The 25181-nt window shown below is 73.1% G+C and carries 18 protein-coding genes and 3 tRNA genes; 11 read left to right on the top strand and 10 right to left on the bottom strand.

What is annotated here, in order from left to right; translation table 11 throughout:
• Positions 1-238 precede the first annotated feature (238 nt).
• The 6 genes from ACZ4D5_RS03160 to ACZ4D5_RS03135 all read left to right on the top strand — a co-directional run bounded on the left by ACZ4D5_RS03160 (position 239) and on the right by ACZ4D5_RS03135 (position 10582).
• Positions 239-583: a CU044_2847 family protein gene (locus ACZ4D5_RS03160; protein WP_467770576.1), complete on the top strand. Its 345-nt coding sequence runs from the start codon at positions 239-241 to the stop codon at positions 581-583.
• Complete coding sequence (locus ACZ4D5_RS03155) at positions 580-2397, top strand: VMAP-C domain-containing protein (RefSeq protein ID WP_467770575.1); 1818 nt, start codon at positions 580-582, stop codon at positions 2395-2397. Before ACZ4D5_RS03160 ends, ACZ4D5_RS03155 begins: the two co-directional genes overlap by 4 nt.
• Before the next feature lie 91 nt (positions 2398-2488).
• Positions 2489-3526, top strand: coding sequence for an AAA family ATPase (locus ACZ4D5_RS03150; RefSeq protein WP_467770574.1), 1038 nt, complete (start codon positions 2489-2491; stop codon positions 3524-3526).
• A complete protein-coding gene (locus ACZ4D5_RS03145) occupies positions 3516-7685 on the top strand; it encodes an SAV_2336 N-terminal domain-related protein (RefSeq protein WP_467770573.1) in 4170 nt (1389 codons plus the stop codon). The genes ACZ4D5_RS03150 and ACZ4D5_RS03145 overlap by 11 nt, the downstream gene beginning before the upstream one ends.
• Positions 7686-7939: 254 nt before the next feature.
• Positions 7940-8977, top strand: a complete 1038-nt coding sequence (gene mreB, locus ACZ4D5_RS03140; protein WP_467770572.1) for a rod shape-determining protein MreB — start codon at positions 7940-7942, stop codon at positions 8975-8977.
• Positions 8978-9010: 33 nt separating this feature from the next.
• The gene (locus ACZ4D5_RS03135; protein WP_467770571.1) at positions 9011-10582 is read left to right on the top strand and encodes a GAF domain-containing sensor histidine kinase; all 1572 of its coding nucleotides are present in this window, start codon (positions 9011-9013) and stop codon (positions 10580-10582) included.
• 270 nt (positions 10583-10852) lie between these two features.
• Here ACZ4D5_RS03135 and ACZ4D5_RS03130 read toward each other — a convergent pair whose 3' ends face one another.
• The 6 genes from ACZ4D5_RS03130 to ACZ4D5_RS03105 form a co-directional block, all read right to left on the bottom strand.
• Complete coding sequence (locus tag ACZ4D5_RS03130; protein ID WP_467770570.1) at positions 10853-12796, bottom strand: ABC transporter permease; 1944 nt, start codon at positions 12794-12796, stop codon at positions 10853-10855.
• Between the two features lie 88 nt (positions 12797-12884).
• The gene (modA, locus tag ACZ4D5_RS03125; protein WP_467770569.1) at positions 12885-13682 is read right to left on the bottom strand and encodes a molybdate ABC transporter substrate-binding protein; all 798 of its coding nucleotides are present in this window, start codon (positions 13680-13682) and stop codon (positions 12885-12887) included.
• Between the two features lie 67 nt (positions 13683-13749).
• Positions 13750-14148, bottom strand: a complete 399-nt coding sequence (locus tag ACZ4D5_RS03120; RefSeq protein WP_467770568.1) for a TOBE domain-containing protein — start codon at positions 14146-14148, stop codon at positions 13750-13752.
• Between the two features lie 314 nt (positions 14149-14462).
• Positions 14463-15050, bottom strand: a complete 588-nt coding sequence (locus ACZ4D5_RS03115) for a DUF3618 domain-containing protein (RefSeq protein ID WP_467770567.1) — start codon at positions 15048-15050, stop codon at positions 14463-14465.
• Positions 15026-15466, bottom strand: coding sequence for a phage holin family protein (locus ACZ4D5_RS03110; protein WP_467770566.1), 441 nt, complete (start codon positions 15464-15466; stop codon positions 15026-15028). Before ACZ4D5_RS03110 ends, ACZ4D5_RS03115 begins: the two co-directional genes overlap by 25 nt.
• Complete coding sequence (locus ACZ4D5_RS03105) at positions 15463-16173, bottom strand: hypothetical protein (protein WP_467770565.1); 711 nt, start codon at positions 16171-16173, stop codon at positions 15463-15465. The genes ACZ4D5_RS03110 and ACZ4D5_RS03105 overlap by 4 nt, the downstream gene beginning before the upstream one ends.
• 199 nt (positions 16174-16372) lie before the next feature.
• Here ACZ4D5_RS03105 and ACZ4D5_RS03100 point away from each other — a divergent pair, with 199 nt between their 5' ends.
• Complete coding sequence (locus ACZ4D5_RS03100) at positions 16373-17422, top strand: YihY/virulence factor BrkB family protein (protein ID WP_467770564.1); 1050 nt, start codon at positions 16373-16375, stop codon at positions 17420-17422.
• Positions 17423-17505: 83 nt separating this feature from the next.
• On the opposite strand, the gene ACZ4D5_RS03095 is transcribed toward ACZ4D5_RS03100, so the two are convergent.
• The 3 genes from ACZ4D5_RS03095 to ACZ4D5_RS03085 form a co-directional block, all read right to left on the bottom strand.
• Positions 17506-17579, bottom strand: a tRNA-Ile gene (locus tag ACZ4D5_RS03095).
• Between the two features lie 176 nt (positions 17580-17755).
• Positions 17756-17828: transfer RNA gene (locus ACZ4D5_RS03090), tRNA-Asn, on the bottom strand.
• Between the two features lie 5 nt (positions 17829-17833).
• Positions 17834-17906 (bottom strand) — tRNA-Asn (locus ACZ4D5_RS03085).
• Positions 17907-18079: 173 nt separating this feature from the next.
• Here ACZ4D5_RS03085 and ACZ4D5_RS03080 point away from each other — a divergent pair.
• From ACZ4D5_RS03080 to ACZ4D5_RS03065, 4 genes are all read left to right on the top strand, one after another.
• Positions 18080-18391, top strand: a complete 312-nt coding sequence (locus tag ACZ4D5_RS03080; protein WP_467770563.1) for a YtxH domain-containing protein — start codon at positions 18080-18082, stop codon at positions 18389-18391.
• 84 nt (positions 18392-18475) lie between these two features.
• Positions 18476-19903: a xylulokinase gene (locus ACZ4D5_RS03075; RefSeq protein WP_467770562.1), complete on the top strand. Its 1428-nt coding sequence runs from the start codon at positions 18476-18478 to the stop codon at positions 19901-19903.
• Between the two features lie 183 nt (positions 19904-20086).
• The gene (locus tag ACZ4D5_RS03070; RefSeq protein WP_467770561.1) at positions 20087-21820 is read left to right on the top strand and encodes an ABC transporter ATP-binding protein; all 1734 of its coding nucleotides are present in this window, start codon (positions 20087-20089) and stop codon (positions 21818-21820) included.
• Positions 21820-23739 (top strand): ABC transporter ATP-binding protein, encoded by a 1920-nt coding sequence (locus tag ACZ4D5_RS03065; protein ID WP_467770560.1) that lies wholly within the window; start codon positions 21820-21822, stop codon positions 23737-23739. Before ACZ4D5_RS03070 ends, ACZ4D5_RS03065 begins: the two co-directional genes overlap by 1 nt.
• Positions 23740-23816: 77 nt before the next feature.
• Here ACZ4D5_RS03065 and ACZ4D5_RS03060 read toward each other — a convergent pair whose 3' ends face one another.
• On the bottom strand, positions 23817-25118 hold the full coding sequence (locus tag ACZ4D5_RS03060) for an RNA polymerase sigma factor (RefSeq protein WP_467770559.1): 1302 nt from the start codon (positions 25116-25118) through the stop codon (positions 23817-23819).
• Positions 25119-25181 lie beyond the last annotated feature (63 nt).

Genomic DNA, 25181 nt, shown 5'->3' with positions numbered 1-25181 from the left:
GCCTCTCTTCGTCGGACCCGGGCGGGGGTGTTGCCCGGGTGCTGCGAAGAGTGTCAGGGGCCTTGTGTTGCGGGGGAGTTGACGGGAGGTGGCGGGAAGCCGCCAGGGCACGTACCCGCCAGGACGCACCGGGCCGCTGGTGGCCGGCGAGCCACTGGCACGGATGACACCCACAAGTACCCTCAGCAACAATGACGTTGGCAGATGCACGGGATCGACACGGCTCAACGGGGGCGCCATGGATGGCTTGGTGGAGTTCACGACCGACGACGGAGCGCGGATCGTCGTCGCCGACGTGGACGACGGGTCCGGCTCCCGTCTGGTCTCCCGCGGCGACGAACCCGCCCTGGCGACCCGCACGTTCGAGGCCTCGCTCGACGGCGCGCGGGCGGCCGCGGAGTCCGCGCTGCGCGTGTTCCGCGAGGGCAGCCTCCGCCCCGACTCGGTGGAGATCGAGTTCGGGGTGCGGATGTCCGCTGAGGCGGGCGCCGTCATCGTGAAGGGCCAGGCCGAGGGCCACCTCGTGGTCCGCCTCACCTGGTCGCCCAAGTCCCCGTCACCGGAGCCCACCGCCGCCTCATGACTCCCCGCACGCACCCCGGCCTCACGAGCAGCACGTCCTGGCACGCCCGGGTCCGGTGCGGCCGCGAGACGGGCGCGGGCTTCCTGATCTCCGAGCGCCACCTGCTGACCTGCGCGCACGTGGTCCGCGACAGCGCCGCGCGCGCGATCGACGTGGCCTTCCCGCACCACAAGGCGCTGGGCACCGTCGCGGCCTCGGTGAGCGCCCACGGCGGCTGGGACGGCAGGGACGACGACCGCGGCGACCTCGCCGTGCTCGAACTGGAGCGCCCCGTGCCGGTCACCCCCGCCGTCTTCGCCGACCCCGACGAGGCGTACGGCGACCCCGGGCCACGGCTGCTGGCCTACGGATTCCCCAAGGGGTACGACGAAGGCACCCTCGCCGAGTACCGCGCCACGGGCCCGCAGTCGATCGCCGACGAGTGGATCCAGCTGGAGGCGTGGAGCGCCCACGGGCAGCCGCTGGCGCCGGGGTTCAGCGGGGCCGCGGTGACCCTCGCCGACTCGGGGCGGGTCGTGGGCATGGTGTCGGCGGCCGCGGGCTCGGCGGGCGTCCGCAACGGCAGGATGCTCCCCACCCCCGTCATGGCCCGCTACTGGCCGCCCCTCGGCGACCTCGTCCCCACCCCCGGCCACCGCCGGGCGGCGAAGGAGCGGCTGCGCGCGCTGGTGGAGAGGGCCGCCGACACCGACATCGCACGCGACCCGGCGCGGCTGTACCGCGACGCCGCGGGCCCTCTGGACCCGCCCGCGCCCGCGGAGGGCTTCGCCTCGCTCTGGTCCGCGGCCTGGTACGTGCTCTTCGAGGTCGAGGACCCGGCAGCGGCGACCCGCCTCGCCGACCGCCTCGCGAGCCTGCTGGAGGCGTCGGAGGCACCGGCGCCCCGGGCCTCGCCCCGCACCCCGCCCCGGCCTCACGACAGGACGCCGCCCTCGTGGTCGCCGATCCTCGTCGAGATCGACCACAGCGGCGCGGGCGGCGACCAGGTCCTGGTCGAGGTCTCGGCCTGCCGCGAGGGCCGCCTGTATCCGGTGGCCTCGCACACCGTGCTCACCAGCGTCCTGGACACGTACGTCCCTGAGCGCATCGACGAGGCCTTCTCCCATCTCGCCCCGGGGGCCGAGGAGTTGCTCGCCTTCGTACTGCCGCGCACCTGGCTCAACCTGCCGGTGGCCCGCTGGGGGTGCGGCGCCGACGACCCGACGCCGCTCGGCTGCTCGTATCCGCTGGTCGTCGCCGACCGCTCGCGCCGCACGGGCGGGCTGCGCCATCAACTGGTGCGCAGATGGCAGAGCGTGGACGGCAGGCCCGCGACGCCCCTGCACCGCGTCGAGTGCGGCACCCGGGAGAAGCCGCAGCGGCTCAGGCTGCGGCTGCGCCGGGACGGCGCGGACCTCGCGGGGTTCACGGAGCCGCCCCGGGCGGACCGCGCGGGGCCGCACTTCGACGCGACGCTGAACGCGCCGGTGCCGGTGCTGGTGTGGCCGCGGGCGGGCTGCGACGGGCATCACCCTGACGGGCGGGACAGCACCGACGGGGGTGACACGGGCGGCACGGGCGGCACGGGCGGCACGGCCAGCACGGCCAGCACGGCCGGCGACTGTGCCGGTTCGCGCTTCCTCGACCGCGTCGCCGCCCACGTCGAGGGCCTGCCACTGGCCGAACTCCCGCGCGCCGTACTGGCGTTGCGCGAGGCGGCCGACGCCGCGGACGACCCCGAAGCGCACTGGGCGCGGGACGTGCAGCTCCTGTGGGACGACCCCCGCTGCCTCCCCGGCGCCCCCACCGCCCACCTGCACTCCCCCGTCGCCTGAGCCCTCCGATGCGCTCGCCCTGACCCCCCACCCGACGCCCCGCACCGCCCGCCGCCGCGCACCGCCCGAACCCCTACGGAGAACCCGGATCATGTCCCTGTGGCCCGTCTACACCGGCACGAACGAGCCCCACGACGGCATCACCGAGCTGCCCCCGCCGCCGCCCTGGCGCGCCTTCGACGGCGGCCCGGTCCTCGCCACCCCCGACGACGACGGCTCCGCGACCTCCCCGGACCGCAGGCACCGGGCGCAGACGTACCGCGCGACCGAGGAGTGCGTCCAACTGGTCAACGCCGCCCTCTACTTGAGGCGCCCGCTCCTCGTGACAGGCCCGCCCGGCAGCGGCAAGTCGAGTCTCACGTACGCGGTGGCCAGGGAACTCGGCCTCGGCCCCGTACTGCGCTGGAACATCACGAGCCGCAGCGCCCTGCGCGACGGCCTCTACCAGTACGACCCGCTCTCCCGCCTGTACGCGGCGGGCCGCGCGGCCAAGTCCGCGCCGCCCGGGGGCGAGCGGGCCCCCGCGGCGGACGGCGCGGGCGTCGAGGACCATCTGCGCCTCGGCCCGCTCGGCACCGCCCTCCTGCCCTACGCCCGCCCGCGCGCCCTCCTCATCGACGAGATCGACAAGAGCGACCTCGACCTGCCCAACGACCTCCTGAACATCCTGGAGGAGGGCCAGTACGAGATCCCCGAGCTGGTACGGATCGCCAAGCACACCCCGCGGGCGAGCCTCCTGGCCGACGGCTCCGACGACCCGGTCACGGTCGAGCGGGGCCGGGTGCGCTGCCGGGCCTTCCCGTTCGTCGTCCTCACCAGCAACGGCGAACGCGAGTTCCCGCCCGCCTTCCTGCGCCGCTGCGTCACGCTGCGCCTGCGCCGGCCGCGCGACGAGCACCTGGAGGAGATCGTCCGCGCCCACCTCGGCGAACCCGACGCCTACGCCCGCGGCCTCATCACCCGCTTCCTGGAGCGCGGCACCGGCGGCGAACTCGCCACCGACCAGCTCCTCAACGCCATCTACCTGACCGGGGCCGCGGGCATCGACGCCGCCTCGCGCGACGAACTCGCCCAGCGGCTGATGCCGTACCTGACGCAGCCGGCGGATCCGGGCCCCGATGGACTCTGAGACCCCACGGCACCGAGGACCGCTCGCGCGCCTGGCCGAGGTCCTCGCCCGGTCTGCGGACGGCCCCCCGCCCACCCCCGTCGAACTGGCCGAACTCCTGTGGCTCGCGGCGCAGTCGCAGACCTCGCCGACCGCCTCCGGCGCCCCCGACGGCGTACCACAGGACCCCGCCGACCCGCCGACGGCGCCCCCCGCGCCACGGGAACCGGCGGCGGGAACGCCCGCCGCGCCCCCGGACGACCGGATACCGCTGCGCCTCCCGGCTCCCGGGCAGCCTGCCGCCACGGGCCGCTCCGCGGCGGGCGACACCCCGGACGCACACGGCGCATCGCCCACCGGGCCGTCGCCCACCGGGCCCGGCCACACCACGCTCCGCGTCCCCGTGCCGCCGATGGTCACGCACCCCCTCGTCCTGCAGCGCGCCCTGCGCCCCCTCAAGCGCCGCGTCCCCTCCCCCGTCGGCCACGTCATCGACGAGGAGGCCACCGCGCACCGCATCGCCCGCCTCGGCGCCCGCCCGTGGGACTGGCTGCCGGTGCTGCGCCCCGCGGACGAGCGCTGGTTGCGGCTCTGCCTCGTGCACGACGCGGGGCCGACGATGCCCGTCTGGCGCCCCCTGGTCCACGAACTCCACACGGCGCTCGCGCAGTCCGGCATCTTCCGCACCGTCGAACTGCACCACGCGGCCCCCGACGGCACGGTCCCGCCGCAGGCCGCGGCCGCGCCCGCCACGGGCCGCACGGCCACCCTCCTGATCAGCGACTGCATGGGCCCGCAGTGGCGGCAGGGCGACGCGGGCACCCGCTGGTACGGCACCCTGCGCCGCTGGGCGGCGCGGATGCCCCTGGCCGTGATTCAGCCACTCCCGGAACGCCTCTGGCGCACCACGGCACTGCCCACGACACCGGGTTCCCTCTCCGCGCCGCACCCGGGCGCCCCTTCCGGTGCACTCACCTTCACTGCGTACGCGGCCCAGCCGCCGCCCGCCGACGCCCTGCCGGTCCCCATCCTGGAGCCGACCGCGACATGGCTGGCGCACTGGGCGTCCCTGGTCGCGGACGGCAGCGGCGTCGAACTGCCGGGAGCGGTCGGGTGGTTGGGGCCCGAGCCGGTCCCCCCGCGCCCGGACGGCGAACTCCCTCCCGAGGACATCACCGGGCTCTCCCCCGAGGACCTCGTGCTGCGCTTCCGCTCCACGGCGTCCCCCGAGGCCTTCCGCCTCGCGGGCCATCTGGCGGTCGGCGACCCCCGGTTGCCGGTCATGCGCCTGGTCCACGCGGCGGTGGAGGAGCGCCCGCGCCCCCAGCACCTGGCGGAGGTGATCCTCAGCGGCATGCTGACGGAACGTCAGGAGGGCGCACCGGGTTCCTATGCGTTCCGCGACGGCGTACGGGAGATCCTCCTGCGCACCGTGCCGCGCACCGCACGCAGACGTACGCGCGAACTCCTCGCGAGGACCGGCGGGTTGATCGACGAACGGGCGGGAGTGGCGCCCGGGGAGCTGCGGGCCCTGGCGAGCGCGCCCGGCGCGGGAGGCGACGGCGTCGGCGCGGAACCCGCGGGCGAGCCGTTCGCGACGGTCACGCCGGAGACCGTGCGGCAGCTGTCCTCGGCGCCGGACGACGGCCCGCTGGTCGGCGGCCGCTACCGGGGCGTGGACCGGATCGGGCGGAGCGGCCGGGTCTGGCGGGCCGAGGACCTGCGCGACGAGGGCAGGACCGTCGTGGTGCAGCGCTTCCTGCGGGCACCCCAGTGGCTGCGCCTGGACTTCACCCACGCCGCACGCCGGCTGACCCGCTTCCGGCACCCGAACGTGGCCGCCGTGCACGACTACGGCATCGACCACCACACCCCGTATCTGGCCATGGAGTTCATCGAAGGCCGGAACCTGGAGGAGCTGCTCCTGGACCACCCGGAAGGCCTCCCCGCCGACCTCCTCATGGAACTGGTCCCGCGCCTGGCCGACGCGGTCACGGCCCTGCACGCCGAGGGCATGGTCCACGGCGCCCTCTCCCCCGCGCACGTGAGGGCGGCGCCCGGCGGCCCGGTGCTGTGCTGTTTCGCGCTGACGCCGTTCAACGAGGCGAGCCGGGACGAGGAGCTGCGGGCGCTCGGCCGTCTCGCCCAGGCCCTGTACCTGTCACCGGAAGCGGACCTGCCCGAGGACCTCTGGCTGACGGGGCGCCGCCTGGGGGACGAGCACACCTACGCGATGACCGAACGCGCCGCGAGGACACTGATGTCGGCCTTGCGCGACCTGCGCTCCCCCGCTCCGGCCGTCCTTCGCCGGGGCGTCGGGCTGCTCAAGGAGCTCGCCTCGCCTTCGATGCACGAGCGCACGTACTGTCTGCTCGGCCCGGTCGGCGTCACCCAGCCCGGCCGTCCGCTGCGCGTCAGCGGGCCGAGGGAACAGGCGATGCTCTGCATGCTGCTGCTCCGGCAGGGGCGCGCCACGACGGAGGCGGAGTTGGCGGAGGGCATCTGGGGCGCGCGTCCCCCCGCCAACGCGCCGCGCCTCCTGTCCCTGTCCGCCGCCCGGCTCCGCGAGGCGCTGGGACCCGGCTCGGTGGCGAGGGAAGGCGGCGGATACTCGCTGCCGTTGGCATCGGGCGTCGACGAGGTCGACCTGTTCCACTGCCGCGGGTCGGTCGCCGCCGCGGAGGAGGAACGCCGCAAGGGCGACCACGAGAGCGCCTTCCACCTCGTCCAGTCCGCCCTCGACCTCTGGTACGGCGACCCGCTGGAGGACGTCCCGGGCCCGGCGGCGGAGGCGGCCCGCACGGAGATCCGCGGCCTGCACCAGTCCTTGGTGCGCCTGCAGCGCGAACTCGCGGGCAGCCAGGGCGGGTCCGACCCCGAGGTCCCCGAACTCCACGGACTGCCCGAGGAGTTCACCTTCCCCGATGACGAGTCCGTCGCCCCGCACGAGACGTTCCAGCCGGTCGACCTGACCGCGCTCGACCCGGACCGGAGCCAGTCGGAGGCGTCGGCGTCCACGCGGACCGGCCTCACCTTCGACTTCATGACCGGCTCCGTACCGGACTCCGCCCTGCGGAACCTGGGCGAGGTGGTCTCGCGCTTCCTCGTGCACGGGGGCATCGGGCCCGACCAGGTCACGCTGTCACCGCGCCCGCGCGGCTGGGACGTGACCGTCACACACGACGTCCACCCCCTGCAGGCGCTGGCGGTCGTCCTGCGGGAACTCCCCCGGGCGATCGTGGAGTTGGCCCCCCTGGGCCTCGGCGTCACCATCACCCCCGATCCGGACCGGACCGCACCTGTCGCGGCACTCCCCGCCGAGCGCCGGCGTCTGCTGAGCGGCACGAGCACCCGACAGGCCGTGGTGATCATCCCCGACGACCTCCACGACGACCTCGTCCGCTCCGGCCGCCTCCCCGGCGCCCGCTTCGAGCGGATCCCCCAGTCCGACGACTGGTACCACCCGATCGTCGCCGGCTCACGCACGGCCGCGCGGAACGGCGTGATCCTCGGCTTCGACGGCACCCTCGCCCGCCTCTACCCGGGCCGCACCGCACGCGACGCCGCCCGCTCCCTCGCCGCCGTGGTCGCCGAGCGGCGCAGCCCCGCGTCGGCGGAGGCGGGCGAGCCCCTCCTGCCGGGCGGCGGCCACGCCGGCCTCGCGGACGGCCGGGTCCACCCCTTGGACGTCCTGCGCGCCTTCGCGCACCACCCCTCCCTGCCCCGGGAGCTGCACACGCACCTCGAACGCATCGAGGTGCGGGCCGCGCCGGCCGCACGGCCGCCGGACTCCCTCGCGAACGTCCTGCGCACGCTGACCGAGAGCACCCCTGGCGTCGCCATCGCGACCGACGCCTCGCCGCGCGCGGTCACGGCATACCTGCGGGCCAGGGGGATCGACTTCCCCGAGACCGCCGTCCACGGCCGCACCCCCGACCTCACCCGCCTCATGCCCGACCCCGACTGCCTGCGCCGCGCGCTGGACCAGCTGGGCGCGTCGGCGGACCGCTGCGTCATGATCGGCTCCTCCTCGGCCGAGGTGGACGCCGCGCGGGCCCTGGACCTGGCGTTCATCGGGATCGCCCCCGACGACCTGGCCCGCGAGCGCCTGCGCGCCGCCGGGGCCCAGTTCACCTGCGGACGCCTCCCGGACGCGCTCGGCGTACTCCGTGACCTGTGAGCCTCCTGCGCCGGACGCCACAAAGACGCCAGATCGGCGCGTATGCGCCTTTTCGGTAGCCACCCCTCCGGGTCCACTGGAACCACCGCACCGCCGGAACAACCGCACTGCCTGCGGCGCCCCGAACACCACCCATGCGGCGGCACCCCGCCCGGCTCAGCCCAACGCGCGCGCCGCCCGCGCCCGCCGCACGATGCGAGACAGGACCGCCGTCCGACGGTCCGTAACGGTCTGCGCTCTCGGGAGGATCTGCCATGACCGTCAGTCTGGAGCAGTTGCGCCGCTGCCATATCGCCGTCGACCTGGGAGCCGCGCGCACGCGCGTGTTCGTGAAGGGCGCCGGCCTCGTCGTCGACGAGCCGAGCGCCGCCGCGGTGAACACGCGGACGGGCGCGCTCATCGCGGTCGGCCAGTTCGCCGAGCAGATGACGGGACGCACGCCCGGCTACATCAGGGTCGTCCGGCCCGTCTCCGGCGGCACCGTCGTCGACATCGAGATGGCCCAGCGGATGCTCCGTCACCTGCTCGGCGAGAAGCTCCGCCGCACCCTGCGCCGCAAGCCGCGCCTGCGCGCCGCCGCGTGCACCCCGCACGACGCGGACCCGCTGGCCCAGCGCGCCGCCGTCGAGACGATGGTCGGGCTCGGGGCCCGCCGCGTGGAGCTGGTGGACACCCTCATCGCGGCGGCGGTCGGCTGCGGACTGCCCGTGGAGCGCCCCGAGGCGACGATGATCCTGGTCTGCGGCGCGGCGACGACCCAGGTCGCGGTGTTGTCCCTCGGCTCGATCGTGACCGCCGAGCGCATCCCCGTGGGCGGCGAGGCCATCGACCACGCGATCGTCCAGCACCTGCGCCACCAGCACGAGTTGATGCTTCCCTCGCAGTCCGTACGCCCCCTGCAGCTCGCCCTGAGCGGCAACGGCCTCACCCCGCACGGCCCGGAGTCGACGGAGATCCACGGCAGGGACGTGGCGACGGGCCTGGCCCGCTCCGTCCAGGTCGACACCGCCGCCGTCCGCGACGCGATCCACACCCCGCTCACCGCCGTGCTCGACGGCATCGGCAAGGTGCTGCGGGACTGCCCGCCGGATCTGGTGGCCGACCTCGCGGACCGCGGAATCATGATGGTCGGCGGCAGCGCGCTCCTGCCCGGCCTCGACCAGATGCTGCGGGACGCGACGGGAATGCCCGTACATATCGCGGAACGGCCTGATGTGTGCGCTGTGCTCGGACTCGGTGCGATGCTTGAGGGCAAGATCCAGCCGCTGGTCCTGGACCCGCTGGCCGGCTGAGCCCGCCGCCCCCGACACGGAGTACGTCACAGAATGCCCGCAGGAGCGGACGCACCGCTGCCCTCGATGCCCCTGCTCGAAGCGGTCCTGAGCGTCGGCACCGACCTCGAACTCCGGGCCACGCTCCAGCACATCGTGGACAGTGCGGCCCGTCTCACCGGGGCGGGGTACGGCACGCTCACCGCCCACGCCCCGGGGCACGAGGGCCCGGCCGAGCTGTTCGTGGCGGGCGGCCCGGAGCACCCGTCCGACGGTGCGCCGCCCGCGTACGCCGAGAGGCCCGCGTACGCCGAGGGGGACGACGACGTCCTCGTCGTACCGATCCGCGTGCACGACGAGGCGTTCGGCGACCTGCTGCTCGCCGAGAAGGCGGAGGGCTCCTTCTCCGACGACGACCGGCAGTTGCTCCGGGTCCTGGCGAGCCAGGCGGGCATCGCGATCGGCAACGCCCGCCTGTTCGAGGCGGCCCGGCAGCGGGAGCGCTGGATCGAGGGCGCGGCGGCGGTCACCACGGCGCTGCTCACCGGCGAGGAGGCGGCCGACGCGCTGATGACCGTCGCGGACCGGGCGAGGATCCTCGCGGGCGCGGCGGCGGGCGTGATCCTGCAGCCCACGGAGGCGGGCGGCATGAGCATCGTCGCCGCCGCCACGGACGGCGCGCCGCACGGCTGGGGCACCTCGGCGGGCGGCGCCCCCTCGGCGGCCCCCGCCACCCCGCCCACCGGAAGGCGCCCCGCCGCCCCGGACCTCCGCTCCGGCCACAACGACCTCATCGGCACCACCATCGAACCCGGCAGCGCAGTGCTGACCCAACTCCTCGGCGGCGAACCGGTGTTCATCGAGGACTCGGCGACCGACCCCCGGATGACGACGCACGTACGCGCCCGCTTCGGCCCCAGCATGATGCTGCCGCTGCAGGCCGGCGGCCGGCTCATCGGCACACTCGCCCTGCCCCGCAGGCGCGGTGCACCCGCCTACACCGCGGCCGAACGCCTGCTCGCCACGCAGTTCGCCTCGCAGGCCGCCCTCGCGCTCGTCCTCGCCGACGCCCAGCAGAGCAGGCAGCGCCTCGCCGTCTTCGAGGACCGCGACCGCATCGCCCGCGACCTGCACGACCTCGTGGTCCAGCGGCTCTTCGCCACCGGCATGATGCTGGAGTCGACCCGCCGCAGGGCACAGTCGGCCAAGGTGGAGTCCACCCTCGACCACGCCGTCGACGAGCTGGAGTCCACCATCCAGGAGGTCCGCACGGCCATCTTCGCGCTCCAGCAGCCGCCCGCCGACGCCCCCGCCACCTTCCGCGGCAAGGTCCTGCGCGAGACGGCCGGCGCCTCCGCGGTCCTCGGGATCCAGCCGTCGGTGCACTTCACGGGCCCCGTCGACGCCCGCGTCACGGACCCGGCGGCGGGCCACCTCCTGACCGCCCTGCGCCGCGCCCTGGCCACCACCTCACGCCGCACGTCCGTCACCCGCGTCGACGTGACGATCGACGCCAGGGCGACGCTGCCGGACGGCCGGGAGGGCGTGCGTCTGACGGTGTACGACGACGGGGTCACGGATGGTGTGGAGGCGGGCACGACGGTGACGTGGCAGGCGCCGCTTTGAGGACGTGGCAGGCGCTGCTCTGAGGGGTGGTCGTCTGACGAGTGGTCGTCTGAGGAGCAGTTGTCTGAGAAGCAGTTGTCTGAAGAGCGGTCATCCGAGGAGCGGTCGCCCGAGGAGCAGCTGTCTGAGAACTGGTTGTCTGAGAAGCGGTCATCCGAGGACCACTCCTCAGAGCTCCCCCTGTCAGAGCTCCCCTCCCAGAGCTCCCCTCCCAGATCTCCCCTGCCAAAGCTCCCCCTCACCGCCCCGCCTTCAGCCCCCCTCCCCCCCTCAAACCTCCACCACCGCCACCTCCGTCGCCTTCACGCTCGTCCACACCTCGACCCCGTCCGCGAGCCCCAGTTCGAGCGCCGCCTGCGGGGTGATCTCCGCGACCAGGTCCGGCGCCGCGTCCGAGGTGATCAGGACCCGCAGCCGGCTCCCGGCGGAGGTGATCTCCCGTACCGTGCCCGGCCATACGTTGCGCGGGCTGCCCTCCGGCTTCTCGCGGTGCACGGAGACGGCCTCCGGCGCGATGACGGCGAGTGCCCGCGTCCCCGCGCCGAGCGGGTCAGCGACGACGAGCCGCCCCTCCCCCGCGAGTTCGATGCCGCCGTCGGCGTCGGCCGTGCCGGGCCAGGCGTTGCGGCCGAGCATGCGGGCCACCCAGGGCGAGCGCGGGTGCCTGGCGACCTCGGCGGGCGGCGCGTCCTGCAACGTACGCCCTTCGTCGAGTACGAGGACCCGGTCGGCCAGTGAGACGGCCTCGACGGGGTCGTGCGTGACGATGAGGCAGACGCCGCCGAAGCCGTCGAGGTGGCGGCGCAGGGTGTGCCGGACGTGGGCGCGGGTGGTCTGGTCGAGGGCGGCGAGCGGTTCGTCCAGGAGCAGCAGCCGGGGCCTGCCCGCCAACGCCCTGGCCAGGGCGACCCGCTGGGCCTGCCCGCCGGACAGCTGTGCGGGCCTGCGGTGCGCGAGGTGCCCGACGCCGAGCCGGTCGAGCCACGCCTGTGCCTCCGTGCGGGCATCGGCGCGCCGGACGCCCTGCGCGGACAGCCCGTAGGCCGTGTTGCCGAGCGCGGTCAAGTGCGGGAAGAGCGCGCCTTCCTGGGGCACCCAGGCGACCCCGCGCCGGTGCGGCGGCAGCGCGGTGACGTCGCGGTCGCCGAGCCGCAGCTGCGCACGCGCGCGTGGGGTGAGGCCGAGCAGGGCGCGCAGCAGGGTCGTCTTGCCCGCGCCGTTGGGCCCGACGACGGCGATGGTGGTGCCGGGCTCGGCGTCGAGCGTCAGTTCGTTGGAGCCGGTGACGGTGGCGCTCAGCGCCCACTTCTCCGTCGGCTGCCCGGCCTCCACGGCCCGGTGGGGCGGCTCGGCGAGTGCCGCGTCGTCGTCCGCGGCGGCGGGCCCGGCGGTCCGCACCCGTCCCGAGGCGCCCGCCGTCCACCGTCCCCGCAGCGCGATCAGGACCGCCATCGCGATGGCGAGCAGGAGCAGCGACAGGGAGGTCGCGGCCTCGGGTGAGTCCTGGAGCAGCAGATACACCTGGAGCGGCAGGGTCTGTGTGGTGCCGGGCAGGTTGCCCGCGAAGGTGATCGTGGCACCGAACTCGCCGAGCGCCCGCGCCCAGGTCAGCGCGGCCCCCGCGGCGAGGCCGGGGGCGACCATCGGCAGCGTGACGGTGAGGAACACCCGTACCGGAGAGGCCCCGAGGGAGGCCGCCGTCTCCTCGAAGCCGGGCCGCAGCCCGCCCAGCGCGCCCTCCAGGCTGATCACGAGGAACGGCATGGCCACGAACGTCGCGGCGATCACCGCGCCGGAGGTGTGGAAGGGCAGCACGACCCCGAAGGTGTCCTCCAGCCAGGGCCCGAGCAGGCCGCGCCGCCCGAACCCGAGCAGCAGCGCGACGCCGCCGACGGTCGGCGGAAGGACCATCGGCAGCAGCACGAGAGAACGTACGAACGCCTTGCCGGGGAACTCCACCCGCGCGAGCAGCCAGGCCAGCGGCACTCCGAGCAGCAGGGAGAGCCCGAGCGCCCAGAAGGAGACGAGCAGCGAGAGCTTGAGCGCCTGGGTGACGCCGGGCTGGGTCAGATGGGTCCCGAGGTCGCCCCACTCGGTCCTGGCGAGGATGCCGATGAGCGGCATCAGCAGGAACGCGACGGCGAGCAGGGCGGGCAGCGCGAGGGTGACGGGCGTGCGGGTGCGGCCGGAGGTGCGGGTGCGGAGGCGGCTCATCGGTGGTCCCGGGATCGGTGGTGGTGACGCGTACGACCGGGCGCCCTGCGCGGGGAGGCGTCGGGCGCCCGGAAGTCAGGTGGCCCGGTTACGGCTTCTGGAAGCCCGCGTCCCGCAGGATCTTCTGTGCCTCGGGGGTGCTGAGCCACTTCACGAACGCGGCCGCGGCCTCGGCGTTCTCGGAGCCCTTGAGGGTGGCGGCCGGGTAGGAGGCGACGGCGTTCTGCGCGTCGGGGATCTCGACGGCGTCGACCTTGTCGGGCGCGGTGGCGGCGTCCGTCTTGTAGACGATGCCCGCGTCGGCCTCGCCGAGTTCGACCTTGCTGAGCACGGAGCGGACGTTCGCCTCCTTGGAGACGGGCTTCACCGTGACGTCCTGCTTGTCGAGGACCTGCTTGCTGTAGCGGCCGACCGGCACGGTGTCGTCGGCGAGGACGACCTTCAGCTTGCTGTCCGCGAGGTCCTTGAGCCCCTTGATCTTGTCGGGGTTGCCCTCGCGGGTGGCGATCACGAGCCGGTTCTCGGCGATGACGGTGGGGGTGCCGGTCTCCCCCTTGAGCCCGTCCATGGTCTTGGTGTCGGCGGTGACGAGGACGTCGGCGGGCGAGCCCTGCCTGACCTGCGCGGCGAGCTCCTGCGATCCGGCCGGGGAGATCGTGAGCTTCGTGCCCGGGTGGTCCTTCTCGTACGCCTTCTCGGCGGTGGCGAAGACGTCGGTGAGGGAGGAGGCGGCGAGGACGGTGAGGTTCGCGTTCTCGGCGCCGCCGTCCTTCTTGCTGTCGTTGTCGTCGTCGCTGCCGCAGGCGGCGAGCGGGACGAGCAGCGCGGCGGTCACGGCCGCGGCGGCGGTGCGGCGGGCGGTGCGGGCGGGGAACTTGTGGGACATGGGGCGGGGCTCCTGGCGAAAGGCGGACGACGCGAGGCGGAGAGCGGCAGGGACGGTGACGCGGCGCTCAGGCGCGGTCGATGTGCACGCTCGTGGACTTCACACGGGCGGTGGCCTGCATCCCGACCTCCAGGCCGAGTTCCTCCACCGCCTCCCTGGTCAGCAGCGAGACGAGGCGGTGCGGGCCCGCCTGGATCTCCACCTGGGCGGCGACGTCGCCGAGCTTCACGGCGGTGACGATGCCGGGAAAGGCGTTGCGCGCGGAGGTGTAGGAGACGTCCTCGTCGCCGGTGCCGCCGTGCTGCGCGATCTCGACGGAGAAGGCGGCCAGGTCCCGGCCGTCGATGAGCCGCCGCCCGCCCTCGTCGCGGTGCGTGGCGACCCGTCCCGCGTCCGCCCAGCGGCGGGCGGTGTCGGGGCTGACGCCGAGCAGACGCGCGGCCTGCCCAATTGTGTAGGACTGCATGTGCGACAAGATATGCGTGATCGCCTCGCATTTGTAAAATTTGAGGCGGACATCCATGGCAGATGCGCTTCTCCGCCGTGCACTCTGGAGGAACCTCCAGGACACGGACCCGACCGGTCGCGGCGCGCCGCCACGGGGCGAGCCGCGGGACCGGTCCGCGCCGAACAGCCGATTCCCGGGGCCAGGGCCCCGGGAATCACCGGCCACCGCCGCACACCGCGGTCGGCTCCACGGTCCGCGGGCGCCCTCCCCGCGCACCGCGAACGAGCCGGCACGACGCAGTCTCCCCCTGCGTCATGCCGGCTGCGCGGCCCCTACGCGTCGCCGGGCCGCCCCTTGATCTGGCCGACGCCTTCGCCGCCGGCCCGGCGGGCCTCCTCCTTGGTGGAGCCTGCGGCGTCCCGAGCCGTGGCCTTCACCGACTCCGCCGCCTCCTTGACCGGCTCGCGCATCTCTTCCCTGACGCCCTCCGCGGCCTCGCGCACCGTCTCCTTCACCGGCCCCGCCAGTTCGTCGGAGCGCTCCCGGATCCGCTGCCCGGCCCGTTCCTCCGCCTCGCTCGCGGGGAACAGGCCACCGATGAGCATCCCGGCGCCGAAGGCGACGAGCCCGGCGGCGAGCGGGGTGCCCTGGGTCTGCGACCGGATGGCCTCGGGGGTCTCCTTCATCTGCTGCCCCACCTGTTCGGGCAGCCGCATGGCCTGGTGACCGGCCTGTGCGGTGGTGCCGCGCACGCCCATGACCCGGTCCCTGGCGTTGCCGAGCCGCTGTCGGGCGGCCCTGGTCCGGCGGCGGGCCACCCGCTGGGGGCTCACCTTCTCCGCCAGCCGGTCCGCCGTGTGCGCCAGGTGGGCGCGGGTGGTGTCGGCGTCCTGCCTCAACTGGTCGGGTGTCGGGCCCATTTCGCGTCCTTCTTCAGTGAGTCGACCGCCCTCTCGGGCTTGGGCTGCACGGTCCGCATCCGTTTGCGTCCCGCGCTGTGGAGGACCGCGCCGATCACGGCCCACACCGCCGTCACGACCAGCGCGGCCCAGGCGATGTCCATGACGTGCCTGAGCCCGAAGACCGCCGCGAGGCTGGCGAGCAGCACCGCGAGGCCACCGGCGTACCCGGCTCCTCCGTACAGCCCGGCCGCCTTGCCGGCCTTCGTCGCCTCCTCCTTGAGTTCGGCCTTGGCCAGCTCCACCTCGTCGCGGAAGAGCCGCGCGAGATCACCGGTGAGGTCACCGATCAGCTGGCCGACCGAGGCGTCGTCACGCGTGTGCACGGCGGCGGGCTGCGCGTGCTCCGTCCGGCGTTCGACGTGCGGTGCGCTCACGGCTGCCACCCCTGCCCCGGCGCGGGCGGCGGCTGCGTCCCCGGCCTCGTCTGCGGCGCGACGCCGGGCGCCGGCGGCGGGTCCGGGGCAGGGAACGCGCCCGGCGCCGGCGGTGCCTGCCTGACCGGGGGCAGCGCGGTCTCCGGCTCGTACACGGGCTCGGCGGGCGGGAGAGGCGGCGGCTCGTGGCTCTCCACCGCGCCCGCACTGCGCGAGCCCGCGTCCTCACCGCGCGATCCCGCGCCGCCGACGCCCCGGCCCAGGCGGGCTGCGGCGATACCCGCGAGCACCGCGCCCGAGAGGAAGAGCCCCGGCCTGCGGCGCGCGAAGTCCCTGACCTCGTCGAGCAGTTCACCGGGGCCCTGCCGGTCGAGCCGGTCGGCCAGCCGGTGGCCGCGGTCCGCCACCTCGTGCACCATCGACGCGGCGGGCGAGTCGGGCTTGGCGCCCTCGCTCATGTGCCGCAGGTCCTCCGCCAGATAGCGGATGTGCGTCGCGAGCCGCTGCACCTGGCCCTCGGCCTCGCCCGTGGCCCGCTCCTTCACCTGCTCGTACAGGTCCCTGCTCCGGGCGGTGGCCTCCTGGATCACTTCACCGGCGCCCTCGCGTGCGGCGCCTACGACTTCCTGGCCCTTCTCCCGTGCGGTGCCTGCGACCTCCTGCCCCCTGTCACGGGCGGAGCGGTCGGGTCCGCCGCTCTGCGTCATGGCTCCTCCTCCGGGCTTGTCCGTGACTCCCCCGATTGCGCCGCCGGGTACCCGCCCGCCGGGCCGGAACACCGTGGAAGGCCCCGCCCGCCGGGGCCACCGGGCACGATGGCCCAAAGGCCACGTACAACGAAACGGCCGCGCACCCGGCGGGGCCGCACCGCGCATACGCCGCCCGAACCGGTCGACTCGTCTTCGCATGGCACTCTTCGGCAGGCACAAGAACGCGGACACGGACGAGGGCAAGGGCAAGGGCAAGGAGAAGGACGAAGACGAACTCGCCATCGGCACGGGGCCGTCCCCTGAGGTGGAGCGCGCCGCTCCCGACGAACCGACCGAGCTGCCCGCCCGCGACTGGTGGTCGGTCCTGCGGCGCACCGGCAAGGAGTTCATGGACGACGACCTGCCGGACCGGGCCGCCGCCCTGACGTACTACGGCGTCCTCTCGCTCTTCCCCGCACTGCTGGTCCTGGTCTCGCTCCTGGGCGTGATCGGGGAGTCGGCGACCCGTGCGGTCCTGGACGACCTCCAGAAGCTGGCGCCGGGGCCGGTGCGCGACCTGCTCGGCGACGCGGTGCGGCAGCTGCGGGACAGCGGCGGCACCAGCGGCGTGATGGCGATCGTGGGCCTGGTGCTCGCGGTCTGGTCGGCCTCGGGGTACGTGGGCGCGTTCATCCGCGCGTCGAACGCCGTCTACGACCTGCCCGAGGGACGCCCCGTGTGGAAGCTCACGCCGCTGCGGATCGCCCTCACCGTGGTCCTGATGGTCCTGCTCGCGGTCAACGCGCTGATCGTGGTCTTCACCGGGCCGCTCGCCGAACGCGCGGGCGACGCGATCGGCGTCGGTGACGCGGCGGTCGCGGTCTGGTCCATCGCCAAGTGGCCCGTCCTGCTGGTCCTCGTGATCCTGATGATCGCCCTGCTCTTCTGGCGTGCGCCCAACGTCCGCGGCCCCGGCTTCCGCTGGCTGAGCCCGGGCAGCGCGCTCGCGGTCCTGCTGTGGCTGATCGCCTCCGGCGGCTTCGCGCTGTACGTCGCGGGCTTCGCCTCGTACAACAAGACGTACGGGACCCTGGCCGGCGTCATCGTCTTCCTGATCTGGCTGTGGCTCTCGAACCTGGCGATCCTGCTCGGCCTTGAGTTCGACGCGGAGCTCGCCCGGCAGCGCGCGATCAGCGGGGGCATGCCGGAGAAGGAGGAGCCGTACGTCGAGCCGCGCGACACCCGCACGTGGCCCCGCGAAGAGTGAAAAAAGGGCCGCCACGGTTTACGTGGCGGCCCTCCCGGATACGTTCGCGCAGGTCAGAACGATTCTGCACGGACCCGCTGAGGTGGGGCGGGTGGGACTCGAACCCACGGCCGACGGATTATGAGTCCGCTGCTCTAACCGGCTGAGCTACCGCCCCTAACGGCGCGTCGCGCACATTTGTGCGCGCCGTCTGCCGCAGCATAGCCGCTCATACGATCTCCTGCTTCGGATGGTCGGCATCGCATGACCATGAGGACCGCAGCGCTGCCCGCTTGGTTCCACCGGACACGAAAAAGGACCCCCGAGAGGCATCTCGGGGGTCCTTCGTCACAGCTCTCCCGACTGGACTCGAACCAGTAACCTGCCGGTTAACAGCCGGCTGCTCTGCCAATTGAGCTACAGGAGATCGAGCTCCCCCGACTGGACTCGAACCAGTAACCTGCCGGTTAACAGCCGGCTGCTCTGCCAATTGAGCTACAGGGGATCGTCTCGTTGCATCGAACGCACCTAGCTGGGAACTCTCCGGGCGGCGGGCGCTCGCTGCGACACATACATTAGCGCAAGCAGGGGGGTGCTCCGCCAATCGGTATCCCCTCGGCCGATCAGCAGGCGAGTGGCAGACGTGCGACAGACAGGCGAAGCCGACGCAAGGGAAGGGTGGCAGCCATGCGGTACCGGCTCACATTCGTGGCGGGACTGGCTCTTGGGTACGTGCTCGGAACCCGGGCCGGGCGCGAGCGCTACGAACAGCTGAAGAAGTCCGCCCGCGAGATCGCGCAGAACCCCGCCGTGCGCAACACCGTGGAGTCCGCGACACAGCAGGGGCGCGAGGCGGCGGGCAAGGCCTTCCACTCGGTCTCCGAGAAGGTCGGCGACAAGATGCCCGACTCGGTGGCCGACCGGGTGCGGTCCCTGCGCGAGCGGGGTCAGGGCGGCGCCGAGGACGACTGGGGCACGAGCAACACCTAGGTGACCGGGGTGTCCGGCGGGCGCCGGGCACGGGCGGGGAACACGGGTACGGGACACGTCCCGCGGTGCGGCAGAATTCCTGGCATGGGGATAGTCGCAGGGTTGGACAGTTCGCCCGATTTCACGCGCATTGTGGTCTGTGACACGGACACCGGCGCCGTACTCAAGCAGGGCTATGCCCCGCATCCACTGGAGAGCCCCGAAGGGGGCAGGCCCTCCGACGTCGATCCGCAGGCGTGGCTGCTCTCCCTCGGTGAGGCCGCGGGCGGCGGGCTCCTGGAGGGCGTGCAGGCCATCGGCGTCTCCGCCCAGCAGAACGCGCTCGTACCGCTCGACCAGCACGGCAACACCGTGCGGCCCGCGCTCGTCGGCAACGACCGACGGGCGCAGGTCGCCGCCGTCGACCTGGTCGACGGTCTCGGCAGCCGCGCGGCCTGGGCGCAGGCCGTGGGGTGCGTGCCGCAGTCCGCGCACCCGGTGACGAAGCTGCGCTGGCTGGCGAAGACGGAGCCGGAGGCCGCCCGGCGCGTGGCCGCCCTCATGCAGGCGCCCGACTGGCTGGTGTGGCAGCTCCTCGGCCGGCCCGCCCGGCGCACGACCGACCGCGGCGGCGCCTCCGGCACCGGCTACTGGTCGGCGGCGACGGGCACGTACCGCCCGGATCTCGTCGAACTCGCCCTGGGGCACCAGGCGATGCTGCCCGAGGTGATCGGGCCCGCCGATGCCGCGGGGACGACGCCCGAGGGGCTGCTGATATCCGCGGGCACCGGCGAGACGATGGCCGCGGCCTTCGGGCTCGGGGTGCAGCGGGGCGACGCCGTGGTCTCGCTCGGGGCCTCGGGGTCGGTGATGGCCGTGCACCACGAGGCGCTCGCCGACGCCGGCGGGATGATCACCTCGCTCGCGGACGCCACCGGGATGCATCTGCCGGTGGTCCACACGATGAACGCCATGCGGGTGCTGCGCGGCACCGCGGAGATGCTCGGGGTCGCCGACCTGGAGGAGCTGTCCGCGCTCGCCACGAAGTCGACGCCGGGCGCGCACGGCCTGGTGCTGCTGCCCTATCTGGAGGGCGAGAAGACACCCAACCTGCCGCACGCCGCGGGGACGTTGACCGGACTGCGGCGCGAGTCGATGAAGCCCGAGCACCTGGCGCGGGCCGCCTTCGAGGGCATGCTGTGCGGGCTCGGGGACGCGCTGGACGTGCTCCGCGGGCGGGGCGTGGAGGTGCGGCGGGTGTTCCTGCTCGGTGCCGCAGCCGAGCTGCCGGCCGTGCAGGCCGCTGCGCCGATGCTGTTCGGTACGCAGGTCGTGGTGCCGCAGCCCGCGGACTACGCCGCGATCGGTGCCGCGCGGCAGGCCGCGTGGGCGCTGACCGGGCAGCTGCCGCTCTGGCAGGGGGCCGCGGCGCAGGTCTTCGAGCCGGGTGAGGAGCTCGCGGTGGGGCAGGCGGTGCGTCAGCAGTACGCGACGGTGCGGGAGCAGGCACATCCCGGAGCCTTCGCCTCCTGACCGGCGGGGATCCGGGGCCGATCATGAACCGGCAAGATCCTTGAGTGACTCCACTTCTTTACCCGGGCTGAAACTTGACCCGGTCATGGGTTAATCACTTGCACGCGCACGGGGCGGGTGTCGCAGGATTGGGGGCGACCTCGCCCAGAACCTGCCGACACCCGACTCCTCGAGAGACCGAGCGTGCTCATACGACTCCTGCGGACGTACCTGCGTCCGTACAAGAAACCCATCGCCTTGCTGGTGCTCCTGCAGTTCCTGCAGACGTGCGCCTCGCTCTATCTGCCCACCCTGAACGCCGACATCATTGACAACGGTGTCGTCCAGGGCGACACGGGCTACATCCTCACCTTCGGCGGCATCATGATCGCCGTCACGATCGTGCAGATGGTCTGCAACATCGGCGCCGTCTTCTACGGCGCGCGGACCTCGTCCGCGCTCGGGCGCGACGTGCGGGCCGCCGTCTTCGACCGCGTGCAGTCCTTCTCCGCGCGCGAGGTGGGCCAGTTCGGCGCCCCCTCGCTGATCACCCGGACCACCAACGACGTCCAGCAGGTCCAGATGCTGGTCCTGATGACGTTCACGCTGATGGTGTCCGCGCCCATCATGTGCGTCGGCGGCATCGTGATGGCGCTCGGCCAGGACGTGCCGCTCTCCGGTGTCCTGGTCGCCGTCGTGCCCGTGCTCGGCATCAGCGTGAGCCTGATCGTGCGGCGGCTGCGGCCGCTGTTCCGCAGCATGCAGGAGCGGCTCGACACCGTGAACCGCGTGCTGCGCGAGCAGATCACCGGCAACCGCGTCATCCGCGCCTTCGTCCGTGACACGTACGAGAAGGAACGCTTCCGCAAGGCCAACGCCGACCTGACCGAGGTCTCGCTCGGCACCGGCAAGCTGCTCGCGCTGATGTTCCCGATCGTGATGACCGTCGTGAACATCTCCTCGATCGCGGTGGTCTGGTTCGGCGCGCACCGCATCGACAGCGGCGGCATGCAGATCGGCGCGCTCACCGCGTTCCTCGCCTACCTCATGCAGATCGTGATGTCCGTGATGATGGCCACCTTCATGTTCATGATGGTGCCGCGCGCGGAGGTCTGTGCCGAGCGCATCGAGGAGGTCCTGGACACCGAATCCAGCGTGGTGCCCCCGACCGCTCCGGTGCGCGAACTGCGCAGCCACGGCCACCTGGAGATCCGGGACGCGGGCTTCCGCTACCCCGGCGCCGAGGAGCCCGTGCTCAGGGCCGTCGACCTGGTCGCGCGGCCCGGCGAGACGACCGCCGTCATCGGCTCGACCGGCAGCGGCAAGTCGACGCTCCTGAACCTCGTGCCGCGGCTGATCGACGCGACCGAGGGGCAGGTCCTCGTCGGTGGCGTGGACGTGGGCACCGTCGACCCCGCACTGCTCGCCCGCACCGTGAGCCTCGTACCGCAGAAGCCGTATCTGTTCGCGGGGACCGTGGCGACCAACCTGCGGTACGGCAATCCGCAGGCCACCGACGAGGAGCTGTGGCACGCCCTCGAGGTCGCGCAGGCCAAGGAGTTCGTGGAGGGCCTGGAAGAGGGGCTGAACGCGCCGATCTCGCAGGGCGGCACGAACGTCTCCGGCGGTCAGCGCCAGCGCCTGTCCATCGCGCGCACGCTGGTGCAGCGTCCGGAGATCTACCTCTTCGACGACTCGTTCTCCGCGCTCGACTACGCGACGGACGCGGCGCTGCGCGGCGCCCTGTCCCGCGAGACCGCCGAGGCGACCGTCGTCATCGTCGCCCAGCGCGTCTCCACCATCCGCGACGCGGACCGCATCGTCGTCCTCGACGAGGGCCGGGTGGTGGGCACGGGCCGCCATCACGAGCTGATGGAGAGCAATGAGACCTACCGGGAGATCGTGCTCTCCCAGCTGACGGAAGCGGAGGCCGCGTAATGGCTGGTCCGGGCGGACCGATGATGGGCCCCGACTCCCGGTCGATGAACTTCAAGGGCTCCGGCAAGCGACTGCTCGCGCAGTTCAAGCCGGAGCGCACCACGCTGTACGGGATGCTCGCGACCGTGGTGGTGAGCGTCGCGCTCACCGTGGTCGGCCCGAAGATCCTCGGGCGCGCGACCGATCTGCTCTTCGCGGGCATCGTCGGCCGTGACATGCCCGACGGCGTGACGAAGGAGCAGGCCATCGAGGGCCTGCGCGCCAAGGGCGACGGCGGCATGGCCGACATGCTCTCCGGCGTCGACTTCACGCCGGGCCGGGGCATCGACTTCGGCGCGGTGGGCGAGGTCCTGCTGCTCGCGCTCGGCACGTTCCTGGCCGCGGGCCTGCTGATGGCCGTGGCCACCCGGCTCTCGAACCGTGCCATCAACGCGACCGTCTTCCGGATGCGCGGCGACGTGCAGGCGAAGCTGTCGCGGCTTCCGCTGTCGTACTTCGACAAGCGGCAGCGCGGCGAGGTCCTGAGCCGCGCCACGAACGACATCGACAACATCAACCAGACGCTGCAGCAGACGATGGGCCAGCTCATCAACTCGCTGCTGACGATCGTCGGCGTCCTGGTGATGATGTTCTGGGTGTCGCCGCTGCTCGCCCTGGTGGCGCTGGTCACCGTGCCGCTGTCGTTCCTCGTCGCGACGAAGGTCGGCAAGCGGTCGCAGCCGCAGTTCGTGCAGCAGTGGCGGACGACCGGCGCGCTCAACGCCCACGTCGAGGAGATGTACACCGGGCACACCCTGGTGAAGGTGTTCGGCCGGCAGGAGGAGTCGGCGAAGGCCTTCGCCGAGCAGAACGAGCAGCTGTACGAGGCCGGGTTCAAGGCCCAGTTCAACAGCGGTGTCATGCAGCCGCTGATGTTCTTCATCTCGAACCTGAACTACGTGCTCGTCGCCGTGGTCGGCGGCCTGCGGGTGGCCTCGGGGGCGCTGTCCATCGGTGACGTGCAGGCCTTCATCCAGTACTCGCGGCAGTTCTCGATGCCGCTCACGCAGGTCGCGTCGATGGCGAACCTCGTGCAGTCCGGTGTCGCCTCCGCCGAGCGGATCTTCGAGATCCTCGACGCCGAGGAGCAGGAGGCGGACCCGGTGCCGGGCGAGCGTCCGGACCGGCTGCGCGGGCGGGTCGAGATGGAGCACGTCTCCTTCCGCTACGACAAGGACAAGCCGCTCATCGAGGACCTGTCGCTGGTGGTGGAGCCCGGGCACACAGTCGCGATCGTCGGGCCGACGGGCGCGGGCAAGACGACGCTCGTCAATCTGCTCATGCGGTTCTACGAGGTGACGGGCGGGCGCATCACCCTGGACGGGGTCGACGTCGCGACGATGTCGCGGGACGAACTGCGGTCCGGGATCGGCATGGTGCTCCAGGACACCTGGCTGTTCGGCGGCACGATCGCGGAGAACATCGCGTACGGCGCCGCGAAGGACGTCACGCGCGAGGAGGTCGAGGAGGCGGCGCGCGCCGCCCACGCGGACCGCTTCGTGCGGACGCTCCCCGACGGGTACGACACCGTGATCGACGACGACGGCACGGGGGTCAGCGCGGGCGAGAAGCAGCTCATCACCATCGCGCGGGCGTTCCTGTCCGACCCGGTGATCCTGGTGCTCGACGAGGCGACGAGCTCGGTCGACACGAGGACGGAGGTGCTCATCCAGAAGGCGATGGCGCGCCTTGCGCACGGGCGTACGTCGTTCGTCATCGCGCACCGGCTGTCCACGATTCGTGACGCCGACACGATTCTGGTCATGGAGAACGGGGCGATTGTCGAGCAGGGCACGCATGATGCCCTGCTGGCGGCTGACGGTGCCTACGCACGGTTGTACGCGGCTCAGTTCGCTCAGGCCGTGGCCGAAGTCGACTAGCGCCGTTGGGGCGTTGGGAGTCTGCGTGTGCCGGTTGTCCGTGGCTGGTCGCGCAGTTCCCCGCGCCCCTTACGGGGCTAGTCCAAGTAGCCCCTCAACTGGTCCGCGAACGCGTGGTCCCTGAGTTTGTTGAGGGTCTTGGACTCGATCTGGCGGATGCGTTCGCGGGTGACGCCGAAGATGCGGCCGATCTCCTCCAGGGTGCGGGGCCTGCCGTCCGCGAGGCCGTAGCGGAGCTGGACGACCTTGCGTTCGCGTTCGCCGAGGGTGGAGAGGACCGCCTCCAGGTGTTCGCGCAGCAGCAGGAACGCCGCTGACTCCACGGGGCTTGTCGCGTCGCCGTCCTCGATGAGGTCGCCGAGTGCGACGTCGTCCTCCTCGCCGACGGGCGCGTGCAGCGAGACCGGTTCCTGTGCCAGGCGCAGGACCTCGCTGACGCGCTCGTGCGGCAGGTCCAGGTGGGCCGCCACTTCCTCGGGCGTGGGTTCGTACCCCCGCTCCTGGAGCATGCGGCGCTGGACGCGTACGACGCGGTTGATGAGCTCCACGACGTGCACGGGCACGCGGATCGTGCGGGCCTGGTCGGCGAGGGCCCGGGACATGGCCTGGCGGATCCACCAGGTCGCGTACGTGGAGAACTTGTAGCCCCGGGCGTAGTCGAACTTCTCGACCGCCCTGATCAGGCCGAGGTTGCCCTCCTGGACCAGGTCGAGCATGGTGAGCCCGCGGCCCACGTACCGCTTGGCGACGGAGACGACCAGGCGGAGGTTCGCCTCGATGAGGCGGCGCTTGGCCATGCGACCCATGACCACCAACTTGTCCAGGTCCAGGGCGAGTTGGCTGTCCAGGTCGGGGGTGCCCGCCAGTTTCTCCTCGGCGAAGAGACCGGCCTCGACGGCGCGGGCGAGCTCCACCTCCTCGGCCGCGGTGAGCAGGGGTATCCGGCCGATCTCGCGCAGGTACTGGCGGAACAGGTCGGACGAGGGGCCGCCGGTCTCGGTGCGGCTGCGGGGGGCGGGCAGGTCGAGGGTCTCCGGTTCGAGCGCCTCGGGGGCTTCGGGGGCCTCCTGCGAGGGCGGGGCGGCCTGCGCCGCCTGTGCTTCCGGGGCGCCCTGCGCCTCCGGGTGGTGAGCGGCGCGGCTCTGCGGGGGGACCGCCTCCAGGACGTCCGTATCCGCATCCGTGTGCGCGGTGGTGTCGGTCTGGGTGAGGGTCTGGGTCTGCACGGGGGCGACCTCCAGGGTGATCGCTGCTGAGGCGTGCGGCAACGGGAGCGAGACGGCGGCCTCGCCGCTGTCCGTCCCGAACACGATGTGTGGAACCGCGGGGGTGTCGGACCCGCTGTCTGCGGGTCGGCCGCGCTCCGAGGACTCAGGCACCGGAACCCAGTGTGGGGTACGACACACGGCCGCCACGAGGGGCGTGCGGTGACTTTTTGAGTC

It is taken from the genome of Streptomyces sp. NPDC025651, from assembly GCF_055558735.1.
The sequence above is the reverse complement of the archived record's forward strand: the minus strand, read 5'-3'. Positions and strand labels throughout refer to the sequence as shown.